The organism is Desulfotruncus alcoholivorax DSM 16058, assembly GCF_000430885.1.
Classification (GTDB): domain Bacteria; phylum Bacillota; class Desulfotomaculia; order Desulfotomaculales; family Desulfallaceae; genus Desulfotruncus; species Desulfotruncus alcoholivorax.
Window position 1 is genome coordinate 186,797 of record NZ_AUMW01000001.1, and the last position, 21,302, is coordinate 208,098.

The 21,302-nt window shown below is 48.5% G+C and carries 21 protein-coding genes; all 21 read right to left on the reverse strand.

Translation table 11 applies throughout. The annotated features are described in order from the left end of the window. Positions 1 to 30: 30 nt before the first annotated feature. Complete coding sequence (locus H569_RS0101015; RefSeq protein WP_027363433.1) at positions 31 to 714, reverse strand: hypothetical protein; 684 nt, start codon at positions 712 to 714, stop codon at positions 31 to 33. 8 nt (positions 715 to 722) lie between these two features. Then, on the reverse strand, positions 723 to 1,568 hold the full coding sequence (locus H569_RS0101020; protein WP_169726436.1) for an MraY family glycosyltransferase: 846 nt from the start codon (positions 1,566 to 1,568) through the stop codon (positions 723 to 725). A gap of 4 nt (positions 1,569 to 1,572) precedes the next feature. Beyond that, a complete protein-coding gene (locus tag H569_RS0101025; RefSeq protein ID WP_027363435.1) occupies positions 1,573 to 2,259 on the reverse strand; it encodes a glycosyltransferase family 2 protein in 687 nt (228 codons plus the stop codon). A 1-nt stretch (position 2,260) separates the two neighbouring features. After that, a complete protein-coding gene (locus H569_RS18860; RefSeq protein WP_034629068.1) occupies positions 2,261 to 3,145 on the reverse strand; it encodes a copper transporter in 885 nt (294 codons plus the stop codon). Positions 3,146 to 3,156: 11 nt separating this feature from the next. Then, positions 3,157 to 4,281 carry a putative cytokinetic ring protein SteA gene (gene steA, locus H569_RS0101035; RefSeq protein WP_081410824.1) on the reverse strand — a complete coding sequence of 375 codons (1,125 nt, stop codon included), beginning with the start codon at positions 4,279 to 4,281 and terminating at the stop codon, positions 3,157 to 3,159. A gap of 199 nt (positions 4,282 to 4,480) precedes the next feature. Then, the gene (gene spo0A, locus H569_RS0101040) at positions 4,481 to 5,245 is read right to left on the reverse strand and encodes a sporulation transcription factor Spo0A (RefSeq protein WP_027363437.1); all 765 of its coding nucleotides are present in this window, start codon (positions 5,243 to 5,245) and stop codon (positions 4,481 to 4,483) included. A gap of 141 nt (positions 5,246 to 5,386) precedes the next feature. Beyond that, complete coding sequence (spoIVB, locus tag H569_RS18865; RefSeq protein WP_309294763.1) at positions 5,387 to 6,730, reverse strand: SpoIVB peptidase; 1,344 nt, start codon at positions 6,728 to 6,730, stop codon at positions 5,387 to 5,389. Positions 6,731 to 7,045: 315 nt separating this feature from the next. Next, entirely contained in the window at positions 7,046 to 8,746 is a 1,701-nt protein-coding gene (gene recN, locus H569_RS0101050) for a DNA repair protein RecN (protein WP_027363438.1), read from the reverse strand. A 6-nt stretch (positions 8,747 to 8,752) separates the two neighbouring features. After that, positions 8,753 to 9,208: an arginine repressor gene (gene argR, locus H569_RS0101055; protein ID WP_027363439.1), complete on the reverse strand. Its 456-nt coding sequence runs from the start codon at positions 9,206 to 9,208 to the stop codon at positions 8,753 to 8,755. Then, positions 9,189 to 9,803, reverse strand: a complete 615-nt coding sequence (locus tag H569_RS0101060) for a tRNA (mnm(5)s(2)U34)-methyltransferase (RefSeq protein WP_034629071.1) — start codon at positions 9,801 to 9,803, stop codon at positions 9,189 to 9,191. Before H569_RS0101060 ends, argR begins: the two co-directional genes overlap by 20 nt. Beyond that, entirely contained in the window at positions 9,793 to 10,662 is an 870-nt protein-coding gene (locus H569_RS0101065) for an NAD(+)/NADH kinase (RefSeq protein WP_027363441.1), read from the reverse strand. Before H569_RS0101065 ends, H569_RS0101060 begins: the two co-directional genes overlap by 11 nt. A gap of 35 nt (positions 10,663 to 10,697) precedes the next feature. Then, positions 10,698 to 11,501 carry a TlyA family RNA methyltransferase gene (locus H569_RS0101070; protein ID WP_027363442.1) on the reverse strand — a complete coding sequence of 268 codons (804 nt, stop codon included), beginning with the start codon at positions 11,499 to 11,501 and terminating at the stop codon, positions 10,698 to 10,700. Between the two features lie 25 nt (positions 11,502 to 11,526). Continuing rightward, positions 11,527 to 13,422, reverse strand: coding sequence for a 1-deoxy-D-xylulose-5-phosphate synthase (gene dxs / locus H569_RS0101075; protein ID WP_027363443.1), 1,896 nt, complete (start codon positions 13,420 to 13,422; stop codon positions 11,527 to 11,529). Between the two features lie 121 nt (positions 13,423 to 13,543). Further along, on the reverse strand, positions 13,544 to 14,110 hold the full coding sequence (locus H569_RS0101080) for a hypothetical protein (RefSeq protein WP_027363444.1): 567 nt from the start codon (positions 14,108 to 14,110) through the stop codon (positions 13,544 to 13,546). Between the two features lie 854 nt (positions 14,111 to 14,964). Further along, a complete protein-coding gene (locus tag H569_RS0101085; protein WP_027363445.1) occupies positions 14,965 to 15,849 on the reverse strand; it encodes a polyprenyl synthetase family protein in 885 nt (294 codons plus the stop codon). Continuing rightward, complete coding sequence (gene xseB, locus H569_RS0101090) at positions 15,849 to 16,079, reverse strand: exodeoxyribonuclease VII small subunit (RefSeq protein ID WP_027363446.1); 231 nt, start codon at positions 16,077 to 16,079, stop codon at positions 15,849 to 15,851. The genes H569_RS0101085 and xseB overlap by 1 nt, the downstream gene beginning before the upstream one ends. 155 nt (positions 16,080 to 16,234) lie before the next feature. Beyond that, entirely contained in the window at positions 16,235 to 16,867 is a 633-nt protein-coding gene (locus tag H569_RS0101095; RefSeq protein WP_027363447.1) for a cyclodeaminase/cyclohydrolase family protein, read from the reverse strand. 11 nt (positions 16,868 to 16,878) lie between these two features. Then, on the reverse strand, positions 16,879 to 17,730 hold the full coding sequence (locus tag H569_RS0101100; protein ID WP_027363448.1) for a bifunctional 5,10-methylenetetrahydrofolate dehydrogenase/5,10-methenyltetrahydrofolate cyclohydrolase: 852 nt from the start codon (positions 17,728 to 17,730) through the stop codon (positions 16,879 to 16,881). Between the two features lie 19 nt (positions 17,731 to 17,749). Beyond that, positions 17,750 to 18,961: an exodeoxyribonuclease VII large subunit gene (xseA, locus tag H569_RS0101105; RefSeq protein ID WP_027363449.1), complete on the reverse strand. Its 1,212-nt coding sequence runs from the start codon at positions 18,959 to 18,961 to the stop codon at positions 17,750 to 17,752. A 36-nt stretch (positions 18,962 to 18,997) separates the two neighbouring features. Next, on the reverse strand, positions 18,998 to 20,413 hold the full coding sequence (gltA, locus tag H569_RS0101110; RefSeq protein WP_027363450.1) for an NADPH-dependent glutamate synthase: 1,416 nt from the start codon (positions 20,411 to 20,413) through the stop codon (positions 18,998 to 19,000). Beyond that, positions 20,413 to 21,273 carry a sulfide/dihydroorotate dehydrogenase-like FAD/NAD-binding protein gene (locus H569_RS0101115; RefSeq protein WP_027363451.1) on the reverse strand — a complete coding sequence of 287 codons (861 nt, stop codon included), beginning with the start codon at positions 21,271 to 21,273 and terminating at the stop codon, positions 20,413 to 20,415. Before H569_RS0101115 ends, gltA begins: the two co-directional genes overlap by 1 nt. Positions 21,274 to 21,302: the final 29 nt, after the last annotated feature.

Below are 21,302 nucleotides of genomic sequence, written 5' to 3' on the forward strand. Positions count from 1 at the left end.
TTATACAGTTGGATAAAAGCTTTATTTGAACTAACCCCTCAGCCACGGGGGAAGTACATGCAGGTTAAGCGGGAACAAATTTTCCTGCGGAAACCTTTGGGCCAGTTCTGCAGCGAGCTCATTTCTGACTGCCATAAAAGTAACAGGCACGTTAAGCCTGCTTGCAGCCTCTGTCACGATATTATGGCCGGTCTCGATTGTGGCAATGTCAGTACCGGATCCCAGGTTGGTGTTGCTGACCAAGCCGGTGACTTTCAGGCGCGATGCCTTTTCCACCGCTTTCAGCACTTGCATAATGCCTTCCACAGTCCTGGTAAAAGGGCGGCAGGTATTGACAACAAAAAACATGCCATAAGAGCCTTCAGGCAGAAGGGGTTTAAATCTTCCCAGGGCAGTGGCGCCGATGTCGTCGCCGCCCACATCAAAAACGCCCTTGATCCCCTCATCTTCCAGAATGCCCAGAATCGCAGCAGGAAGGGCCGGAACATCGGCACCCGCCAGCTCACCCGCCGGGGCCACCACTTTAAGTCCGTTTTGCTCCAGGTAATCCCTGAATACCCTGGTCCTGAAATAGGGGTTCACTATATCGAGGTCCACTATGCCCACCCGGTCATGCTCTTGTTTAAGCCGCAAGGCGTAATTAATGGCCAGCTCAGTCTTCCCGCTGCCTATGTTCCCGGTAAAAATCGTTATTCTTTCACTTAATTTCGACATCTGTTTCCCTAATCCTTCTCCCGCCCCAGCATATCCAGGTAGTTGAGCAACACGTTACCCGAGATGATGCTCGTTAAGGAATATTTTTCGGTAATAATATGGATTAAAACAAGCAACGCCAAATACGCGATTCTAAAATAGCCATCCAGCGCTGCTGCGGCAGTAACGCCCACAACCATGCCCAGGGTATTGGAGCCGGCGTCCCCCATCATGGCCCGGGCCTTGAGGTCCGCCCCCAAATAGGCCAGCACACTGCCCAGGATAATCACCATCATTACTGCTTCCGGCCTGCCCAGTGCCGGCGGCAGGATAACGGCACAGGCCAAAATAAATATTTTGCCCGCCCGCCCGGGGCGCAAATCGAATAAGTTCACCAGATTAACCGAAAGAGCTATGATTAAAGAACTGTCTATGATTCTAGCCCAATTGCCGGGATATAGTTGTACTCCCACTATAATCGCGATTAAACCACCGCCGATTGCTTTAACGGCGCCTGTGGTCAGGCGCCCGGCCCAAAGGGCTTTAAAGTGGCCGGTTAAGCCTGTTGCGTCCCTGGTCCCCCAAAAATCGTCAATCAAGCCAAGGCAAGTTGCACCGCCAATGGAAAATAAAAAAAGGGGAGCCAGGCTGCGCGGGCTTTCGGGCCGGAATAAATCCAGCAACGCCACTGTTATCAACGCAGAAACAAAAAAAATAATACCCGCTCCAAGAGGTATTGCTTCGCCTCGATAATTAGGGCGGACAAAACCGGCCGCTGTTATCATGCACAGTAACCTTTCCCTGATAGCATAAGTAACACAGAAAGATACAAGTAACGCCACTGGCAAAAAAAGTGTCTCCGGTAGCCAGTTCACAATTTCACCTCAAAACAGGCTTCTTAAAAGACATAATCCTGGCTAAAACAAGGATGATGTGCCAAAACTGTCTTCCCCTGTGCAGGAATCCTTTTAAGTCACGCCCCGTTTCTGCGTGCGTCATGGCACAAGGAACCTCCAGGACTCTAAAGCCGGCCCTGGCAGTTCGAATAGTTAAACCAACTTCCACCCCGTAACCAGATGCAAAGGGAATGACCCTTTCCAGTACTTTGCGGGTCATGGCGCGCTGCCCGGAAAGAGGGCTTTTCATCTCCAACCCGGTATTTAATTTAATACCCAAACGGGCTAAGCCCTTCACCAACCCAAACCCACCTTTGCGCAGCGCCGGTGGAAACTGGGCCACCGTCATATCAGCCAGCCCTGCAAGCACAGGCTGGAGAAGACGCCCGGCCTCGCTGGCAGAAGCACCTAAATCCCCGTCCAAAATGAGATAAATATCAGCTGATACCGCTGCAACACCTTTGTTTAATGCCGCGCCCTTGCCCATATTGCGTTCGAGGTTAATAACCCTGGCCCCGGCCGCCCCGGCAAGTTCAGCAGTTTCGTCGCCGGAACAGTCATTAACAACGACAATCTCATTGATTTCCGGTATTGACGCCAGCGACGTCACAGTATCAGTTATATACTTCGCTTCGTTAAAGGCCGGAATTACCGCCGCTACTCTGGTCAAATTATTTTACCTCCTGTTTTTTTAAATCAGGCAAAAGCTTTTGAGCAGTTGATTTAACACCGTAGTTACCGGGCTGCCCGCCCAAGACTAAAACCATCGCCAGGCGGCCGGGCGCGCTGTCGATATCGTCTATCGTACTAATATGCTTGCGCTGGTATTCTTTCATCGAAGAAGAAGAAACATCTGTTTCCTCAACGCCAACAACCGGGATGTTTAATTCTTTAAAGTAATCAATTAAAGCCAGGTCAATCTGCATATTGCGCGCTTGGCGTTTATAGCTGCCACCAATTATTATGACCCCGTCAACCGGTATGCCGAACTTCCCTGTGGACTGTAGAATCTTTTTATCAATAAGACTGTTGACAATAGAATCTTTTTCTCCGTCAATGATCCCCACAGCAATTTCCGTACCTAGCTTACCAAGGTATTCATCATCACTTAGATCAGGCCAAAGCCCCAACTCTTCGCGAAGATCTTTTAAATCTTTTTGCTCATCGTAAAAATTATTAATCGAAGTAACAGAACTAATTGTTCCCCCGGCATCTTCAATTACTTCGGTAATTTCCGGGGGGAAACCATAGCCGTTCAGCTCAATTACCGCAAAGGTTTTTCCGGCCAGCCTGCCGTCCACCAGCATTGGCAATGTCTGATCTTCATACTGTTTGCTGATATTGGTGTCCAATTGCAAGGTATTAGCCCGGGCAGTAATATCCTCATTGGTCTTTCTAAGTGTTTGCAGCTGGTTTTCCAGGTTGTTGGTAACCTGTTTTTGATATTCAACCAGCGCAGTATTGCCGAGCAGAGTACTGCCTATTAAAATCCCTATGCCCAGTGCTAAAAATACCGCTACCAGGGACGCTATGTGATATTTATAATCTACTATCATAATGTTTCACCTTAAATACCAACCAGCAGTCTAAATTGTATGTACAATAAGCGCAGTAGTTCTCTGGTGGCCGGGGCGATAACCGCAATAGCCGCTACCGGCACCAGCGCCGCAGCAATAATCGGCGCCAGGTGTTTGACCTGAGGCTTGCTTCTGTAAAGCCTGCTGACTCCTTTGGCGTCCACCAGGATTGAACCAACTTTGGCTCTGACCAGGAAGGTACTGGACATACCCTTGCGCCCTTTTTCCAGAAAGTCGATCATGTTGGAATGAGTGCCAACGGCTACAATTAGCTCAGCCCCATTATCAAATGCCATGAGCATGGCAATGTCTTCACTGGTACCAGGCGCGGCGTAACTTGCTGCTGTCAAGCCAAGCTCATTCAGCCTGGCCATGCCGGGAGCCCTGCCGTCAGGGTAAGCATGTACAACCAGCTCCGCACCACTTAACAGCATCTTATCACTTACGCTGTCCATATCCCCCACAATCATATCGGGCTGCAGACCAAACTCAGCAAGAGCGTCAGCGCCACCGTCCACACCTATTAATACCGGTTTAACATCATTAATATATGATTTAATTGCTTTTAAATCTTCTTTGTAATTTTTACCGCGTACTACAATTAGCGCATGTTTGCCTTTAAAAACAGTTTTAATCTTGGGCGCCTTGTACTGTCCGCAAATCAGGCCAATTTCATTTTTGGCATAATCCATGGTGTTTTGCACAAAACCTGACAGCACAACCTCCAGATTAGATCTGGCTGCTTCCATTTTCTCCTGAATATAGCCCTCATCCAATTCCCGACCCGCGGTTAAAAGTTTTCCCGCCCTGATAACTTGTCCATTTTGAAGCTCCAATTCTTCACCCTCGGTGATCTTTTGAAACAGACCGGCTCCAGGGCAGTCTATTAGCTTAATCCCTGCTTTCACCAGTAAAAGTGGACCGCTGTTGGGGTATGTTTTGCTCATAGAATGGGCAACATTGATAACGGCTTTAACCTTTGTCTCCAGCAGCGAATTTGCGGCAACCTCGTCCAGGTCGGCGTGATCAATAATGGCTATGTCACCCGGATTTAATCTTTTAACCAAATTTTTGGTTTTTTTATCTAAACGGGCTATACCCTTGATATGTTTCAAAATATCACCGCCCTTAACTTAGTTATTTTACAGTTTTTGCTTGTACCCGTCAAGTTTATTTATAACCCGGATACAATGATATAAATGCACCAAAACCTTATTGAGTTAATCACGCAAGTTCTTCTAATGTATGCTTATAAAATAAAAAGGCAGGTTCCGGAAGGGAAAATCCGGTCCTGCCCTTTTTATTTTTTCTTTTTCAGCTTACCTTGGCTTCTATCCTCAGCTTGTCCGCCACCATGGCGATGAATTCGGAATTGGTGGGCTTGCCGCGTTCAAGATTGATGGTGTAGCCGAAAAACTTGGTCATCATTTCAACATTGCCGCGGTCCCAGGCCAGTTCGATGGCATGTCTGATGGCCCTTTCAACCCGGCTGGGAGTGGTTTGGTATTTATGGGCTATCATGGGGTAGAGTTCCTTAGTTACAGCACCAAGCAAATTTACATCTTCAATTACCTGCAAAATAGCGTCCCTTAGATAATGATAGCCCTTAATATGGGCCGGAACGCCCATTTCATGAATGATATTGGTGACTGAAACATCTAAATTTTTAGGTTTTGCCACTGAAATATATTGCGAAACTCTAAAGCCACCGGCCAGCTGGCGAATCCTGTTAGCCAATACGTTAAAATCAAATGGCTTTAATATATAGTAGTCAGCTCCCAATTCTACAGCGCGCTGAGTTATACTTTCCTGTCCAAATGCAGTGAGCATGATAACTTTTGGTCTTTCCCTGGTGGTTTCAATGAGCTTTTCCAGAACCCCTATACCATCCAAATGTGGCATAATAACATCAAGAACCAGAACATCTGGAGACTTCTCTTTGATTAATTCCATTGCCTCCATACCGTTTAGAGCAATGCCTATTAATTCAAAATCTTCTTGCTGTTGCAGAAACTCTTTCAATAATTCGCAAAAATCTTTGTTGTCATCTGCAATAAGTATCTTAATAGCCTTTCTCATGAAAATTCCCGCCTCCTAAGAGTTATATCTTTTTCTAATATACTTTCTTTTCGACGTGGAGGAGGGAATACCTTTATTGTTTTTTAACTTTTTTGTTAAATTTTTACTTTTTATTGGTGCTAAATAGCGTCTATGATGTATTTATCCAGCTTTTTTTTGTAATTGCTCGATGTTAATCAAATTTGCTTCTTTTAACATATTTTCAGCCAGCACCCCGTATCCCCTTGTCGGATCGTTGATAAAAACGTGCGTAACCGCTCCCACCAATTTGCCGTCCTGTAATATCGGGCTGCCGCTCATCCCTTGAATTATTCCGCCGGTACGCTTAATCAACTCCGGGTCGGTGACTTGCAAGACCATTCCTTTGCTCTGCTTGCCAGGCAACACTTGGACTATTTCTATATTAAAACTCTGTATGTTATTATCCTCAAGAACCGTAAGTATTTGTGCCGGGCCGCGCTTGACTTGATAAGAAAGCGCAACAGCAACCGGTTTGCCGTATATAGGGTTTTTTAGTTCCTTTTCCAATTCGCCGAATATACCATACTTGGTATTCTTACTGATATCGCCAATAATATCGCTTTTGCCTTTAAAAACCCCCAGCTTTTCTCCGGGTTCGCCTTTTTTACCGGGGTGAAGCCCTTTTATCGTTGCTTCAACAATTTTTCCATCCCGGGGGTTAATAATACTTTTCCCGCTATAATCAGTGATAATATGCCCCAGGGCTCCGTAGACATGACTTCCGGGATCATAAAAAGTAATAGTTCCCACACCGGCTGCGCTGTCTTTGACAAATAAACCGACGCGGTAGCGGCCTGTCTCATTGCATAAAATCGGGTTGATTTTTAATCTTTTTACTTCATTTCCATGTTTGACTAATAAATTAACATCTTTTCCCTGCCTGCCGCACTTATCAATTAATTTTTGCAACTGGTTTTCACTTGTCACCTCTTTACCGTTAAGTTGTAATATTAAATCACCAACAGAAATACCCGCATCCCGGGCAGGAAAAACCTTTTTGCCGTCTTGATCAATGGCAGCCTCTCCTACAACCATAACACCTTCAGAATGGAGCAGAACTCCAATTGACTGCCCGCCTGGTATAACTTTAACCGGAGCAACAACATCTACCAGCATATGGTGGATCGGTATCAAACCAAAGAGTTTAAAGTGCAGATCAAGCTTACCCGGTTTTGCAGCTACCGGCATTGAGCTCCCAGGTTTTATAATTAAATCCTGATAATTATTACCGCCTATTGAAAGCAAGCTTGAAGAAGAATGGATATGCAGGCTGATATTTTTCCTCATCATCTTGGGAAGTTCCATACCTGCAACAACGTTATCCCCGGTTTTAATGTACTGCCGCGCGGGTAGAAAATTATGCCAATATGAATTTGCAGTCATTAAACACATAAAAAAAACAAATACTAGAATAAATGCTGTTGTTGAGCGAAATCTGCTGCTGATTTTTCTGCTGCGTCCCAGGGCGGCCTACCTCCTTTTTTAAAAATTTATTTCTAAGTTTAAATTGGCCTCGCAGCGATTCAATTATTCCGCCCTGTTGTGCCGCACATTGGCATTTGCCCGTTTGAAGCGGGACGGTCTGAACCTGTAACATATTAGAAGTTTGGGGTTGGAGATTAGAGAATGGATTGGAAAATTTATTCCAAAACAAAAAAGAGCCGTTGATGGCGGCTCCTACTAATTTTTCTAATTAATTATTCGTTACTATTCAGGTATTCAGAATTACTAATTAGAATTCAGTAGGGATTTATTACATTCCACGCATTGTACCCAAAATTATTCTGACTCCTGAGAAGTTAGGTTTTTTCTTATTTTTTTAACAAATTCAATCAAGCTATCCGAAGTACTGTCTCCGCCAAGCATACGGCTTAATTCATTAATTCTGGCATCATCGTCCAAACGTTTAATTATTGTCGTTGTTTTTTTATCCTCAACCAATTTTTCAATTAAGTAATGGGTCGAGGCATAAGCTGCAATTACTGCTGAGTGTGTAACACATAAAACTTGTTTTTTTAGCGCCAGGTTATCCAGCTTTTCGGCTACGGACCGCATTGTCCTTCCGCCGATTCCGGCGTCGACCTCATCAAAAACCAGGGTTGCCAGGTCATCATTTCCGGCAAGAATTGATTTTAAAGCCAGCATCACACGGGATAATTCCCCTCCGGAGGCAATCTTGGCCAAGGGCTTTAAAGGTTCGCCCGGGTTAGGCGAAATCAAAAATTCAATTTTGTTTATCCCACCCGGCCCCGGAGTCCCGGGAAAGAAACCGATATCAAACTGTACGCCCGTCATTTCCAGCTCGGATAGCTCAGCTTCCACTTCCTTCTTTAATCTTTCCGCAACTTCCATTCTAAGCCTTTCCATTTTATTTGCCGTTTCAATATAGTTATTTTTACTTGATTCAACCAGTTCTTCAATATGAGTTGCGTCAATATCAAGCGCATCGAGCTCTTCTAATTCTTCAGCCAAGGTATTGCGGTATTGTATGATATCTTCAATGGTATCTCCATATTTCTTTTTCAGCCGCTCAATTTGCGCCAGTCTTTCCTCCAGGTAGTTCAATTCACGAGGGTCCATTTCTATGTTTTCGCGGCACGAGGAAAGCTCCCGTGCGGCATCTTCCACCAAGCAGAGAGCTGTCTGTATGTTTTCATAGATACTTGCCATTCCCGGCAGGTAACGGGTTAACTCCTCCAGTTCAGTTTGGGAATTGCCAAGCAAATCAACTACAGCCTGGTGCATGTCATCGCCCTGATATATTTTTTTCAGTATCCCTTCCGCCAGCAAACCAATTTTCTCGGCGTTGGCCAACAAATTGCGGCGGCGGTTTAATTCATCTTCGTCTTCTCCAACTAATTTTGCTCCGTCAATCTCCTCCAACTGATACTTGATTGTATCCCTGCGCTGCTGTCTCTCCCGGCTGCCGCCGGTAATATCATCCCTGCGCTTAACGTTATTTTGCCACTCACGATAGGCACGGGCCGTTTCTTTTACCAGCTCTTCCAGGCCGTGCCCGCCAAACCTGTCAAGCAGCAAAACCTGCCTGTCAATTAAAAGCAATGATTGCTGGTCATGCTGTCCGTGCAGGTCGACCAGCAGTCCGCCTATTTCTTTAAATACGCTTAAATTTACTATCCGCCCGTTAATTCGGCAGATATTTCTGCCCTGGCGGTTTATTTCCCTGCTTAGCGCCAGCATGAAGTCATCTTCTGCACCCGGCTGCAGCCCGTACTCCTCCAGTTTGTCCAGGACACCGCTGAGGCCGTTAATATCAAACATTGACTGCACCACTGCCCGTTCCCGCCCGGTCCTGATCATGTCTGATTGGATTCTAAAACCCAGGGTGGCCTTAAGTGCATCAAGGACGACTGACTTACCGGCGCCGGTTTCGCCGGTTAAAACATTTAAGCCGACGCCAAATTCTATTTCGGCGTTGTCAATCAGTCCAAAATCCTGAATATAAAGTGAAATTAACACCCGTGATCACCTCCCGGTTAAGGCGGCAAACTTTTTCATCACAGAGTGGGTCATTTTTTTGGGTTTGATTACTATTAGAATTGTGTCGTCACCGGCCACTGTCCCGATTATTTCCGGCCAGCCGGAATTATCGATGGCAGATGCCACACCCTGGGCTTCTCCCGGTAAAGTTTTGATGATGATTAAATTTTCGCTGTTATCCAGGGATACCACCGAGTCCCTGAAAAATCTTTTTATCCTGTCCTCGTTTCTCGGGTTTACCGGCTCGCCCGCCACGGCATAACGTGAAATGCCCGAACTGCCCGGGATCTTAATTAGCCCCAGTTCCTTTATATCCCTTGAAACTGTCGCCTGGGTAACTGCAAACCCGGCCTCCCGCAGGGATTCTACCAGATCTTCCTGAGTGCTGATGTCATTATCTTTGATTATTTCCAGGATTTTCTTATGGCGCCAGGTTTTCATCGGTTACCCTCCTCTCAACCAAAACTAAATACGGGGCCAGGGCAGATCGATTCAGAAATGATAATTTAAGCACCCCGTAAATTTCAGGGTCAAGCATTGCCGCCAGGTCTTCCACGGCCCGGCTTTCCTCGGCAGCGCCGGTATGCCCGGTATAGATAACCACACTTATTCTGCCGCCGGGCTCCAGGTTCTTTAACGCCGCGTTAACCGCATTGATGGTGGTTTCCGGCCTGGTTGTCACCGCATGGTCTCCGCCGGGCAAATAACCCAGATTAAAAATTACCGCCCTTAAAGCTTCTTTGATGTATTTTTCCATGTGTTCGTGGCCGGCCTGGATCAGCTGCACCCGCCCCAGCAGGCCGTTTTCTTTTAACAAGGCAGCTGTTTGCTCCAGCGCACGGCGCTGGATATCAAAGGAATATACTTTTCCTTTCGGGCCCACGCATCTGGCCAGAAAAAGGGTGTCGTTACCGTTGCCGGCGGTGGCGTCTACAGCACAACTGCCCTCTTGCAGTACTTCGGCGAGAAATTTTTGCGCCAAAAGGACGGCATTGCCATGTACCCCCGTGAAGTGAACGGGCAGACTACGTTTCATTTTTCCCGTCCCCTTCTTTCAATTTTTCTCTGAGGATATTAAAAAATGTACGGTTATTCAGTTTAATAAATTTGGCCCGGTGCTCGGCCCTCCTGACTTTAACTATATCGCCATAGTTAAGCCGCATTCCATGTTGTCCGTCCATTGTAAGCATTACCTCGCCCTGCCTGGAAAGCAGTGTCACCCTGACCTCGCTGCCCGCAGCAATAACCAGCGGCCTGGCCCAAAGTGCGTGGGGACAGATGGGGGTAACAACCATTAAATCCAGGTGCGGCACTACCAGCGGGCCTCCGGCCGATAACGAGTAAGCCGTGGAGCCGGTAGGAGTGGCCACAATTACCCCGTCTGCATAATAGGTATTAAAATGCTGCCCGTCCACAAAAGTATCTAAAACAATTAACCGGGCAAAGCCCCCCTTGGTAATAACAGCATCGTTTAATCCGGTCACAGGCTCATAGGGTTGTCCTTCCCTGATTACACCGGCCTCCAGCATCATGCGCTCTTCAATGGTATACTGGCCGGCCAGCAATCTTTCCAGGGCCAAATGGATGTGCGGAATGTCAACTTCAGTCAGAAAACCAAGCCGGCCCAGGTTGACGCCGAAAATCGGCACCCCAAAGGGCGCCGCCAGCCGGGCGCTATGCAGCAGAGTACCGTCACCGCCAAGCACAATCAGGCAGTCGGCACGTTCAACCATTTCCCGGCGGGAGCAAACAAAGGTACCCCGAGTGGTGCCGCAGGCACTTTTTTCGTCCTTTAGCAATGTAATGTCATGGTTTCCCAACCAGGTGCAGATTTCATCCACCAGAGGCGCTATTTTATCCTTTTCCAAGTTGGATAACAAGCCAATAGTTTTCAAACGGTAGCCCTCCGTAAAAAGCCTTTCGATCCAGGTCAATCAAGGTTGAGGTGGGCTGCCTGCACCACCGCATCAATCATCGCCCGGTTGTCCCCAACAGCTTGTCCACCTTTTTGAAAATGAAGCAGGTATTCAATGTTGCCTTCCGGTCCCTTCACCGGGGAATAGTCCAGGCCAAGGACGGAGCAGCCAAGCTCTTCAAAGCAGTCTATTACCTTTTTTAACACGTCCCTGTGGACTGACGGGTCTCTTACCACGCCTTTTTTACCGACTCTTTCCCTGCCGGCCTCAAACTGGGGTTTCACCAATGCAACTCCCTCGTAATTGTCCAATAAAAAGCCTACCCGTGGCAAAACAAGGCACAGTGAAATAAAAGAAACGTCTATAGTAATAAAATCCGGCACTCCGGATTTAAAAACATCTTTCTCCAGGTACCGGATATTTGTTCGTTCAAGCACACAAACCCTGTGATCATTGCGCAAGGACCAGGCTATCTGGCCATAACCGACATCAACAGCATAAACGTAACTGGCTCCGTTTTGCAGGGCACAATCAGTAAACCCTCCGGTGGAAGCGCCTATATCAAGGACAACTCTCCCCTGCAGATCGATAGCAAATACTTTCAGTGCTTTTTCTAATTTAAGCCCGCCCCGGCTCACATAACGCAATTTGGCGCGTATAGTTATTTCCGGATCTGCAGTCACCTTTTGACCCGGTTTATCCACCGGCGCGCCGTTGATTGATACGTCTCCGGCCATAATTGCAGCCCGGGCCTGCTCCCGGCTTTGAAAAAAACCCTTTTCCACAAGCAACAGGTCTATTCTTTTCTTCTCCGTCAAGCTTTAGGATCCTCCAATAGGCCGGCTATTTTATTCCTTTAATTTTGCGCCGGTTGATCATTTGTAATGCCGTGTCAACTACGTTCTTCGGTGCTAACCCGTATTTCCGGCGCAATTCAGACTGGGTGCCGTGTTCTACAAAATCATCCGGAATTCCTATACTTTTAACCTGAATCCCGGTATAGCCCGAAAAATACAGCAACTCCAGCACTGCGGCGCCAAAACCTCCGGCCAGGACGTTTTCTTCAATGGTTATAAGCCGTCCGGTTCGCGCTGCATGTCTGGTTATGCAGTCTGCGTCCAGCGGCTTGACAAACCTGGCGTTAATCACCGTAGCCAGTATGCCTTGATCTTTCAGCATAGCCCCGGCCTTACGGGCCACCTGCACCATGTTCCCCACAGCCAGTAAAGTTATATCCTTGCCTTCGGTAATTACTTCCGCCCTGCCAATGGCTATTGGTTCCGGCGCCGCGTCCAGAGCCACGCCCACACCGGTACCGCGCGGGTAACGCAAGGCGCAGGGAGCATCCAGATTTAGCGCTGTAAAAAGCATGTGCTGCAATTCATTCTCATCTGCCGGCGCCATGATTGTGATGTTGGGAATTGACCGCAGAAAAGAATAGTCAAATACACCATGGTGGGTAGGTCCGTCGTCACCTACGATGCCGCCACGGTCTACGGCAAAGACAACAGGCAGGTTTTGGAGGCACACATCGTGAATAATTTGATCATAGGCCCTTTGCAAAAAGGTGGAGTAAACAGCCACCACCGGCTTTAATCCCGACTTGGCCATCCCTGCAGCCAACGTCACAGCGTGCTGTTCGGCAATACCCACATCAAAAAAGCGTTTCGGGTATTTTTGGGCAAAATCACTCAGTCCTGTGCCGCTGCACATCGCCGCGGTTATAGCTATAATTTTTGGGTTGTTCCCGGCCAACCGTGTAAGAGTATTCCCAAACACTTCCGTGTACGTACTGACGTCACTTTTTTTCAGACAGTCCCCGGAATCAATATCAAAAGGTCCTATGCCGTGGAATTTATCGGCCTTCTCTACCGCCGGCCCGTAACCCCGTCCTTTTTCAGTAAGCACATGCACCAAAACCGGACCGCCCAGTTTTTTGGCCTGCTCCAGGGTAACCAACATGGACCCGATGTTATGCCCGTCTACCGGGCCAAGGTAGGTGAAACCCAACTCTTCAAAGATCATTCCCGGCACCATCAGGTATTTTAAGCCATCTTTAAGCCGTTCCGCCACCTTTAATACGGTGGAACCGATGGAAGGTATTTTACGCAGCAATTGCTCTATTTCATCTTTACTTCTGGAGTATTTTGGATCCGTCCTGATCCGGCTCAGGTAACGGGACATGGCGCCGACATTGTGCGATATACTCATTTCGTTATCGTTTAATACAACTATTAAGTCGGTCTTGAGATGTCCGGCATGATTAAGCGCCTCAAAGGCCATACCGCCGGTCATGGCCCCGTCGCCTATTACCGCCACGACAGAGCTTTTTTCGCCATTATAGTCCCTGGCCAGAGCCATACCCAGGGCAGCTGATATTGAGGTACTGCTGTGCCCCGTGGCAAAGGCATCATGCTCGCTTTCATCCGGCCGGGGGAAGCCGCTGATTCCGCCATGCCGGCGGAGGGTTTTGAATTGCTCCCGGCGTCCCGTAATCAATTTATGACCATAGCACTGGTGCCCTACATCCCAAATTATTTTATCATGGGGGGTGCGAAAAATATAATGCAGCGCCAGGGTTAGTTCAACTACACCCAAATTGGGAGCCAGATGCCCGCCGTTACTGGCAACAGTGGAGATTATTTCCTCCCTGATTTCCGATGCAAGTTTATCAAGTTGGGCCAGTGTTAATGATTTAATATCTTTGGGTGAATTGATTTGATCTAAATATTTGCCCAAAGTTTCACCTACTATCCATTCAGGTATTCAGAATTCAGTAGTCAGAATTCAGAATATTACAAGACGATAAACCGTTCATATTCTGTCTCCTGACTCCTGACTTCTGACTCTCCTGTTATTACTATTTTTTAACCAGCCTGATCCCGGTTATACCGCCAAATACGGCAATAATTTTACCCACAAAAAAAATCACATCATTTGCCCGGCTAATTGCAATTTTTTTGCCATAAGCCTTGCCCCCGACAGTAAAAGCCGCGATCAACGCTGTGATTATCATATTCAAAATAAATCTATTTGTATCCTGCCAGATACTCATTATCTTAATTACCAGCGCTATTCCCAGCGCCCCGCTGACGGTGCCCGCGATATCGCCGACAACATCATTGGCAATATTTGCCACCCGGTCGGCATTGCGAATCAGGAACACGCCCTCCCTAGCTCCTGACACCCGCTTTGAGGCTTTGGCGTGAAAGGGCGCTTCTTCAGCTGCCGCAACCGAAGTACCGACGATATCGGCAGAAATACCCAAAAATATAATTAGGGTTAAAAACAAAAAAGATAATACTAAACTGTTAATGGAGCGCGATAAAAATTCAGACAACAAAAAAAACAATGCAGCTAAACTGAATGAAATAAAGGCAACAGTAAAAACATATTTAATAGATACGGTGGATTTATTATTTCTCAACAAATTCACTCCATATATGTAAGAAGACAAGTAACAGCGATACGGGTAAATGTTGCGGCTTAGGTCCAGCAGGTTTTCCCAGTTTCATACCGGTTGTCGCCATACCGGCGGTTTCCCTTTAAACAAAACTTCGAAACGTTGCCGTTTTCGAGGCTGAATTACCACTTAGTCCGCACTTTAATCCCCGTACCGCCCCGTTACAGGACAGCCTAGGAGTTTTCCTCTACGGGAGTACCTTTTTTTAGCCTCTTTTGCAGTGACGGTTTAAGCCTGTGGTATATTATGCGTGGGCCCGTGCATAATATACCACTTCATGGACCTCCACCGCCACCACTCAAGGCAGGCTACACTGCACGCAGCTTTCACCACATGCAGGTTTATACCCAAGCCATAGTAATTGCCAATGACAATGTTCCACGCACTTGGGTCTCCACGGGGGCAGGGTCAACGCCCACATGCCATTGCAGGTCGCCCCGCCCCCTTAACTCCCAGTACCAACCCCCAACTGGGCGTCGGCAGCCAGCACCAGGAACTTCATCGATGTGCCCTTGACGGATTTTTAGGCCCGCCTTCAAAAAAGGGTTCCCGACTAGGATACTGCGTTACTTGTCTTATTTAATACCGTCAGTGCAAAATTATAACACAATACCTGTATTAACAACAACCGCTCCCAATAGCTCCTATGAGTCAATTACAGCCTGTTATGATCAATTATGAATAGGTGCATCCCATTGCTGACCCGCTCTAGGCCGCGCTTGGGTATGGTTGAATTAGCGAGATTGCTGTTTTATGTACCGGGTATCTGCTTATAAGATTGCTTCGCTGCGCTTGCAATGACAGCTCCAATATTTCTTTCAATACTCCCGCGATAGCACAAATTGAACCAGCAAGCGCAGGAATTCCGCTTCCGCTCCCAGGGAATTAAGCGCAGCCAGGGCGTAATCTCCGGCTGCACGAGCTAACTTTCTGGACTCTTCCAGCCCGTAAAGCGCCGGGTAAGTCGCCTTCTGGTTTTTATTATCGCTGCCCACAGGCTTCCCTAATTTTTCCTCGTCACCCTCAATATCAAGAATGTCATCGACAATTTGAAAAGCAAGTCCCAGGTTATCCGCATAAGCAGTCAGATTTTGAATTTGTTCCGGGGAGGCACCGGATAAAATAGCCCCTGCCCTAACCGAGGCCCGGTATAATGCTCCTGTTTTATGGGTATGGATGTATTCCAATTCCTGCTTGGTGATCTCATTTTCGCTGGATAAAAGATCCACCACCTGCCCGCCAATCAAGCCGCAGGTACCGGCCGCAAGGGCCACTTCCGATATGACTTGCACAACCCTATCCGGCATCACCCTGCCAGCCATTCCGGCCAGCAGTGCAAAAGCCATGGTTAGCATTGAATCGCCCGCCAGAATAGCGATAGCTTCTCCAAATTTTTTGTGGCAGGTGGGCTTACCCCTGCGCAAATCATCATTGTCCATGGCGGGCAAATCATCATGCACCAGTGAATAGGTGTGCAAAACCTCAACAGCGCAAGCCGCCGGTAAAACTAAATTTTCATCTCCGCCAACAGCACAGGCGGAAGCCATCACCAGGGCCGGCCTTAATCTTTTGCCTCCTGCGAAAATGCTGTACCGAATTGCCTCGTGAATTACGGAGGGGTAAGCATCTGCCGCAGGCAAGTAACTATCCAGAGCCTTGTCAACTAAAAGGGCCCGCCTGGTTAATTCAGCTTTAAAGTCCATTACATATCCTCTTCCCGTAAGACAGGTTTACCGTCCCCGCCTTCAAGCAAAATGTTGATTTGTTTTTCGGCTTCTTCCAAATGCCGGCTGCACTTCTTGGTTAATTCAATGCCCTCGGCAAATAATTCCAGCGACTCTTCCAGAGGAAGGTTTCCCTCCTCTAATTTACTGACCAATTCCTCAAGCCTGGCTAAAGCTTTTTCGAAGGATACATCCTTGTTATTACCCATTATCTCCAGTATAAACCTCCATTTTAACTATTTTGTTTGTTTTTTAACTATTATATATAATCCGTCAAGTAAATTACTAGATAAATAAAAAAATTTCTATAACACAAAAGGGGCTTTTGAAGCCCCTTTTGCTAGTTTAGTTTACTTTATTTAGTTTACTTCATTCTTTCCTGCACAACCGCAACGGCCTTGTCTTTTAGTTCCCTGGCTTTTTTGACCAGCTGTTCTTTTTCGGCAAGGATATTATTTACGTATTCTTCATCTTTAACCATGGGAATGTTAATATCGGCACTGAGCAATACTGCGTTGATAGCCGCCTCGCAGATGTACGCGGCAACACCGGCATCGCTGATGGCCATTTTGTTGCCTATTTTGGCCAGTCGGTCGGTGATTTCCAGAGCTTCCAGCAGGGCCCTGGCAATTTCCATCGGGGTGTCGGTAGCGGTTTTTAAAGCCTTTTGCATCATTTCTTCCCGCTTGGCCTTTTCCTCATCGGTATTTTTAGGCATGCGGTAGACATCCATAAATTTACCGAAGGCTGCAATATCGGCTGAAACCAGTTTTTCCAGTTTATTGATAATGAAATAGGCCGCACCGGTGATTTCCTTGACCTCTGGTTCAACATCCTTAAACTTGGGTTTACCTACGGTCAGGTTGCCGACCATGGCAGTCATGGCCACTCCCAGTGTGCCGACAAGTGCCGACACGCTGCCGCCGCCGGGGGTGGGGGCATCGGAAGCGGAAACCGCCACTACTTTACGAAACGGAAAATCAAAAATTTCGCTCACAGTTTAACCTCCTATTGAGATTGTAGCTTAATGGCCTTTAATACGTTCTTTTGAATCAGCACAGTGGTCAGGCTGCCCACACCGCCGGGAACGGGAGAAATATACCCGGCCACTTCTTTGGCGTTTTCAAAATCAACGTCGCCGCAAATGCCACCGCCCTCGGCAGGGTTAATGCCGGCGTCAACAACAACTGCGCCGGGCTTGATCATGTCTGCGGTGATCATTTTAGCTCTGCCCACCGCCGCAATGATAATATCAGCCTGTTTGGTATGATAGGCCAGGTCGGCGGTCTTGGTATGACAGACGGTTACAGTGGCGTTTTGGTTCAGCATCATAAATACCAGCGGCTTGCCGACAGTTTCGCCACGGCCTACAATAACGGCATTTTTGCCTTTGATTTCAATACCGGAGCGAAGCATAACTTCGATACAGCTCTGAGGAGTAGCCGGGAACAGTCCTTCGCCGCCGCTTAAAATGTAGCCGCGGTTGATGGGGTGGGCCCCGTCAACGTCTTTCTTGGGATCTACGGCTTCTAAAACAACCTTTTTGTCCATTCCCTTGGGCAGCGGCATTTCAATCATAATTCCGTGGACTTTCGGGTCTTTGTTCCACTGGTCGATCAGAGCCAGTACTTCTTCGATTTTGGTGGATCCCGGCAGGGTCACCAGTTCAAAATCAATACCCACATTAGCGCAGGCTTTCTCTTTGGAACGGGCGTAAACTACCGAAGCCGGGTCATCACCGACGAGCAGCACATTCAGCTTGGGAATAATACCATTTTCCCTGTACTGGGCCACTTCCGCCTTTACTTCTTCCCTGATCGTCGCCGCAATTGCCTTTCCATCAATTAGGGACGCAGCCATAATTTATTTCCTCCCCTTTTTAAGAATCATTAGTCTTATTAATTTCCCGTACCTCGCACTTCAACACGCCGCGGTGCAGTCGTACGGTTACGGAATCTCCGGTTTTAATTTGCCGGGCCTCACGAAGCACCTTGCCGTCAGGCCCGAAGGCAAGACTATAACCACGGGCAAGCGTGGCCAAAGGGCTTAAAGTATCCAGGCGCCCGGCCAGCAGGGCAATTTTTCCCGCCGATTCCTTAACGGAGCCCTGAACTACCTTGCCCAGTTGTCTTTCCAGTTGGTCCAACACCATCCGTCGCTGGTCGCAAATGGTTTCCAGCGGCCTGGCCAGCACCCTGTTCTTGGCACACTGTTCCAGTCTCTGCCGGTAAACAGCTTTTTTTTGCTGAATGCACCGGGTCATTCTGACCCGGTGCATATCGATCATCCTCTTGATTTCCACCCGGTCAGGTACGGCTAATTCAGCGGCAGCCGAAGGAGTGGGCGCCCTGAGATCCGCCGCCAGGTCAGACAGTGTGAAATCGGTTTCATGTCCCACCGCCGAAATTACCGGTATGGTTGACGCGGCAATACTCCTGACCACAATTTCGGTATTAAATGCCCACAACTCTTCCAGTGACCCCCCGCCCCTACCCGCAATGATTAGATCCACCCCGGGCATTTGGTTGAGCAACCTGATACCCCTGGCCACTTCTTCCGGCGCTGTTTCGCCCTGTACAGCCGCCGGTGCCAGGATAATCCGCACGGCAGGCCAGCGGCGCCGCAGGATGTTGATCATATCCCTGATCACCGCACCGGTAGGCGAGGTCACCAAACCAATGCAACCTGGAAACGAAGGCGGTTTTTTCTTGCTGGCCTGGTCAAACAAGCCCTCGGCGGCCAGTTTTTGTTTGAGCTTTTCCAGCGCGGCGTAAAGGGCGCCTTCACCGTCCGGCTCAATACGTTCGGCGTAAAGCTGGTATTGCCCGTCACGTTCAAACACGGTGACATACCCGTTAACGCGAACGGATAACCCGTTTTCGAGTCCGAATTGCAGGTTTCTGGCGCGGGACCGGAACATAACCACCCTGACGCAAGAATAACTATCCTTTAACGTAAAGTAGATATGCCCCGATGCCGCTTTTTTATAATTTGAAATTTCGCCCTTAACCCAAAGGTTGCCCAGCAGGAAATCACTTTCCAGCAGTTCCTTGATCCGTAAAGTCAGTTCCCGCACAGTTATAAATGGCATCATCATCCTCCCGGGTTTTGAGCTTAAACAGTTAATTTACTTATTGCTTAAATATTCATGGATGGATTTAGCCGCAGTGCGGCCCGCACCCATGGCCAGGATAACCGTTGCGGCCCCGGTAACCACGTCGCCGCCGGCGAAAACGCCCGGTTTGGAAGTGGCGCCGGTTTCAGGATCGGCAACGATATTGCCTTTTTTAGTCAGTTCCAGACCCTTGGTGGTCCTGGGCACCAAGGGATTGGGGCCCTGACCGATAGCTACAACCACGGTATCCACGTCCATTAGATATTCCGACCCTGCAATGGGTACCGGGCGGCGGCGGCCTGAAGCATCGGGCTCACCCAGCTCGTATTTGATGCACTTCATCCCCGTTACCCAGCCGTCCTCATTGCTGACGATTTCAACCGGGCTGGTCAGGAAGGCAAATTTGACTCCTTCTTCCTCAGCGTGTTCAGCTTCTTCCTTCCTGGCGGGCAGTTCCTCGTGGGAGCGCCGGTAAACGATCCAGGATTCTTCGGCGCCCAGGCGCAGCGCGGTGCGGGCAGCGTCCATGGCCACGTTGCCGCCGCCCAGTACTGCGACTTTCTTGCCCAATTTAATAGGTGTATCAAAATCGGGGAATTTGTAAGCTTTCATCAGGTTGGTCCTGGTCAAGAATTCGTTGGCGGAATAAACGCCGCAGGAATTTTCACCTGGAATGTTCATAAAGTAGGGTAGACCGGCACCGGTTCCGATAAATACGGCGTCAAAACCCCCGTTTTCCATTAACTCGTCAACCGTGGTAAATTTACCCACAACAGAATTGACCTCAATTTCCACACCCAGGTTCTTTAAGTTTTGCACCTCGGCCTGAACCACGGCCTTGGGCAGACGGAACTCGGGAATACCGTACATTAAAACGCCGCCGGCAACGTGCAGCGCCTCAAATACGGTTACTTTGTGTCCCAGCTTGGCCAGGTCGGCAGCGCAGGTAAGCCCGGATGGACCCGATCCTACGATGGCAACCTTCTTGCCGGTGGGAGGGGCGACTTCCGGTGTTTTCACCCCGTGCGCCAGTTCCCAGTCGGCACAGAAGCGTTCAATCCGGCCGATGCCGACCGGCTCATGTTTTTTACCCAGGGTGCAATATTTTTCACACTGGTTTTCCTGGGGGCAAACCCGGCCGCAAACCGCCGGCAGCGCGTTTTTATTTTTAATCCGGGCGATGGCGCCGGCAAAATCGCCTTCCGCCACCAGCTTGATAAAGGCCGGGATTTCAACTTCAACCGGGCAGCCCTGGCGGCAGGGCTCTTTTTTGCACTGCAGGCAGCGCTTGGCTTCGTCGATAACAGCCTCCTCGGAATAGCCCAGAGCCACTTCATTAAAGTTCCTGGCCCGCTCAACGGGATCCTGGGCAGGCATCGGGTTCTTGGTCGGTTTTATTTCCTTTTTAGGCTTCTTTTCATCAGTCATTATTTAGCACCTCCGCATCCGGATCCGCATTTACATTGATGGTGTTCCATAGCCTGTTGTTCCTGTGGACGGAAGATGGCGCCGCGGCGGCCCAGTTCCAGCCAATCAACCGCATGGGCGTCGAATTCAGGCCCATCAACGCAGACGAATTTGGTGGCCCCGCCTACGGACACACGGCAACAGCCGCACATACCCGTGCCGTCAACCATTAAGGCGTTCAAACTGACAATTGTTTTAATACCGTATTCCTTGGTCAGGTTGCTGACCGCGCGCATCATCGGCTGGGGCCCGATGGCCAAAACCAAGGGGATGTTTTCCTTGCCGTGTTTTTCAATAACCTCTTTTAATACGTCAGTTACAAAGCCTTTACGCACGTAGCTGCCGTCATCGGTGGTAACCAGCAGTTCCGAACATGCTTCCCGCATCTTGTCTTCCCAGAACAGCAATTCGCCGGTGCGGGCGCCGATTATGCCGATTACGTGGTTCCCTGCCTCCTTAAGTGACCTGGCAATGGGGTGAACCGGTGCAACACCTACACCGCCGCCTACAACCACTACCGGGCCATCAAATTTTTCAATGTGTGAAGGCTCACCAAGCGGCCCCACGAAATCTTTAATAGTGTCTCCCGCTTCCATTTGGCCGAGCTGGGTTGTAGTTTTACCGACTTCCTGGAACACAATGGTAATTGTACCCTTTTCCCGGTCAAAATCGGCAATGGTAAGGGGAATCCTTTCCCCTTCTTCATGAATACGCAGGATGATGAATTGGCCGGCCTTGCAGCTTCTGGCAACTTTAGGCGCTTCAATGACAAATTGCTTGATAATTGGTGAGAATACTTCTTTTTCTAAAATTTTAAACATATAACCCCTTAACCCTCCCCCAAGATGTT

Coding starts and splice junctions, on each gene's coding strand:
- H569_RS0101015 (WP_027363433.1), bottom strand. CDS start 714: ATGTCGAAATTAAGTGAAAGAATAACGATTTTTACCGGGAACATAGGC.
- spo0A (WP_027363437.1), bottom strand. CDS start 5,245: ATGAGAAAGGCTATTAAGATACTTATTGCAGATGACAACAAAGATTTT.
- H569_RS0101115 (WP_027363451.1), bottom strand. CDS start 21,273: ATGTTTAAAATTTTAGAAAAAGAAGTATTCTCACCAATTATCAAGCAA.
- H569_RS0101060 (WP_034629071.1), bottom strand. CDS start 9,803: ATGAAACGTAGTCTGCCCGTTCACTTCACGGGGGTACATGGCAATGCC.
- argR (WP_027363439.1), bottom strand. CDS start 9,208: ATGAAAACCTGGCGCCATAAGAAAATCCTGGAAATAATCAAAGATAAT.
- xseA (WP_027363449.1), bottom strand. CDS start 18,961: ATGCCATTTATAACTGTGCGGGAACTGACTTTACGGATCAAGGAACTG.
- H569_RS18860 (WP_034629068.1), bottom strand. CDS start 3,145: ATGATAGTAGATTATAAATATCACATAGCGTCCCTGGTAGCGGTATTT.
- gltA (WP_027363450.1), bottom strand. CDS start 20,413: ATGACTGATGAAAAGAAGCCTAAAAAGGAAATAAAACCGACCAAGAAC.
- H569_RS0101100 (WP_027363448.1), bottom strand. CDS start 17,730: ATGGCTGCGTCCCTAATTGATGGAAAGGCAATTGCGGCGACGATCAGG.
- xseB (WP_027363446.1), bottom strand. CDS start 16,079: ATGGGTAATAACAAGGATGTATCCTTCGAAAAAGCTTTAGCCAGGCTT.
- H569_RS0101085 (WP_027363445.1), bottom strand. CDS start 15,849: ATGGACTTTAAAGCTGAATTAACCAGGCGGGCCCTTTTAGTTGACAAG.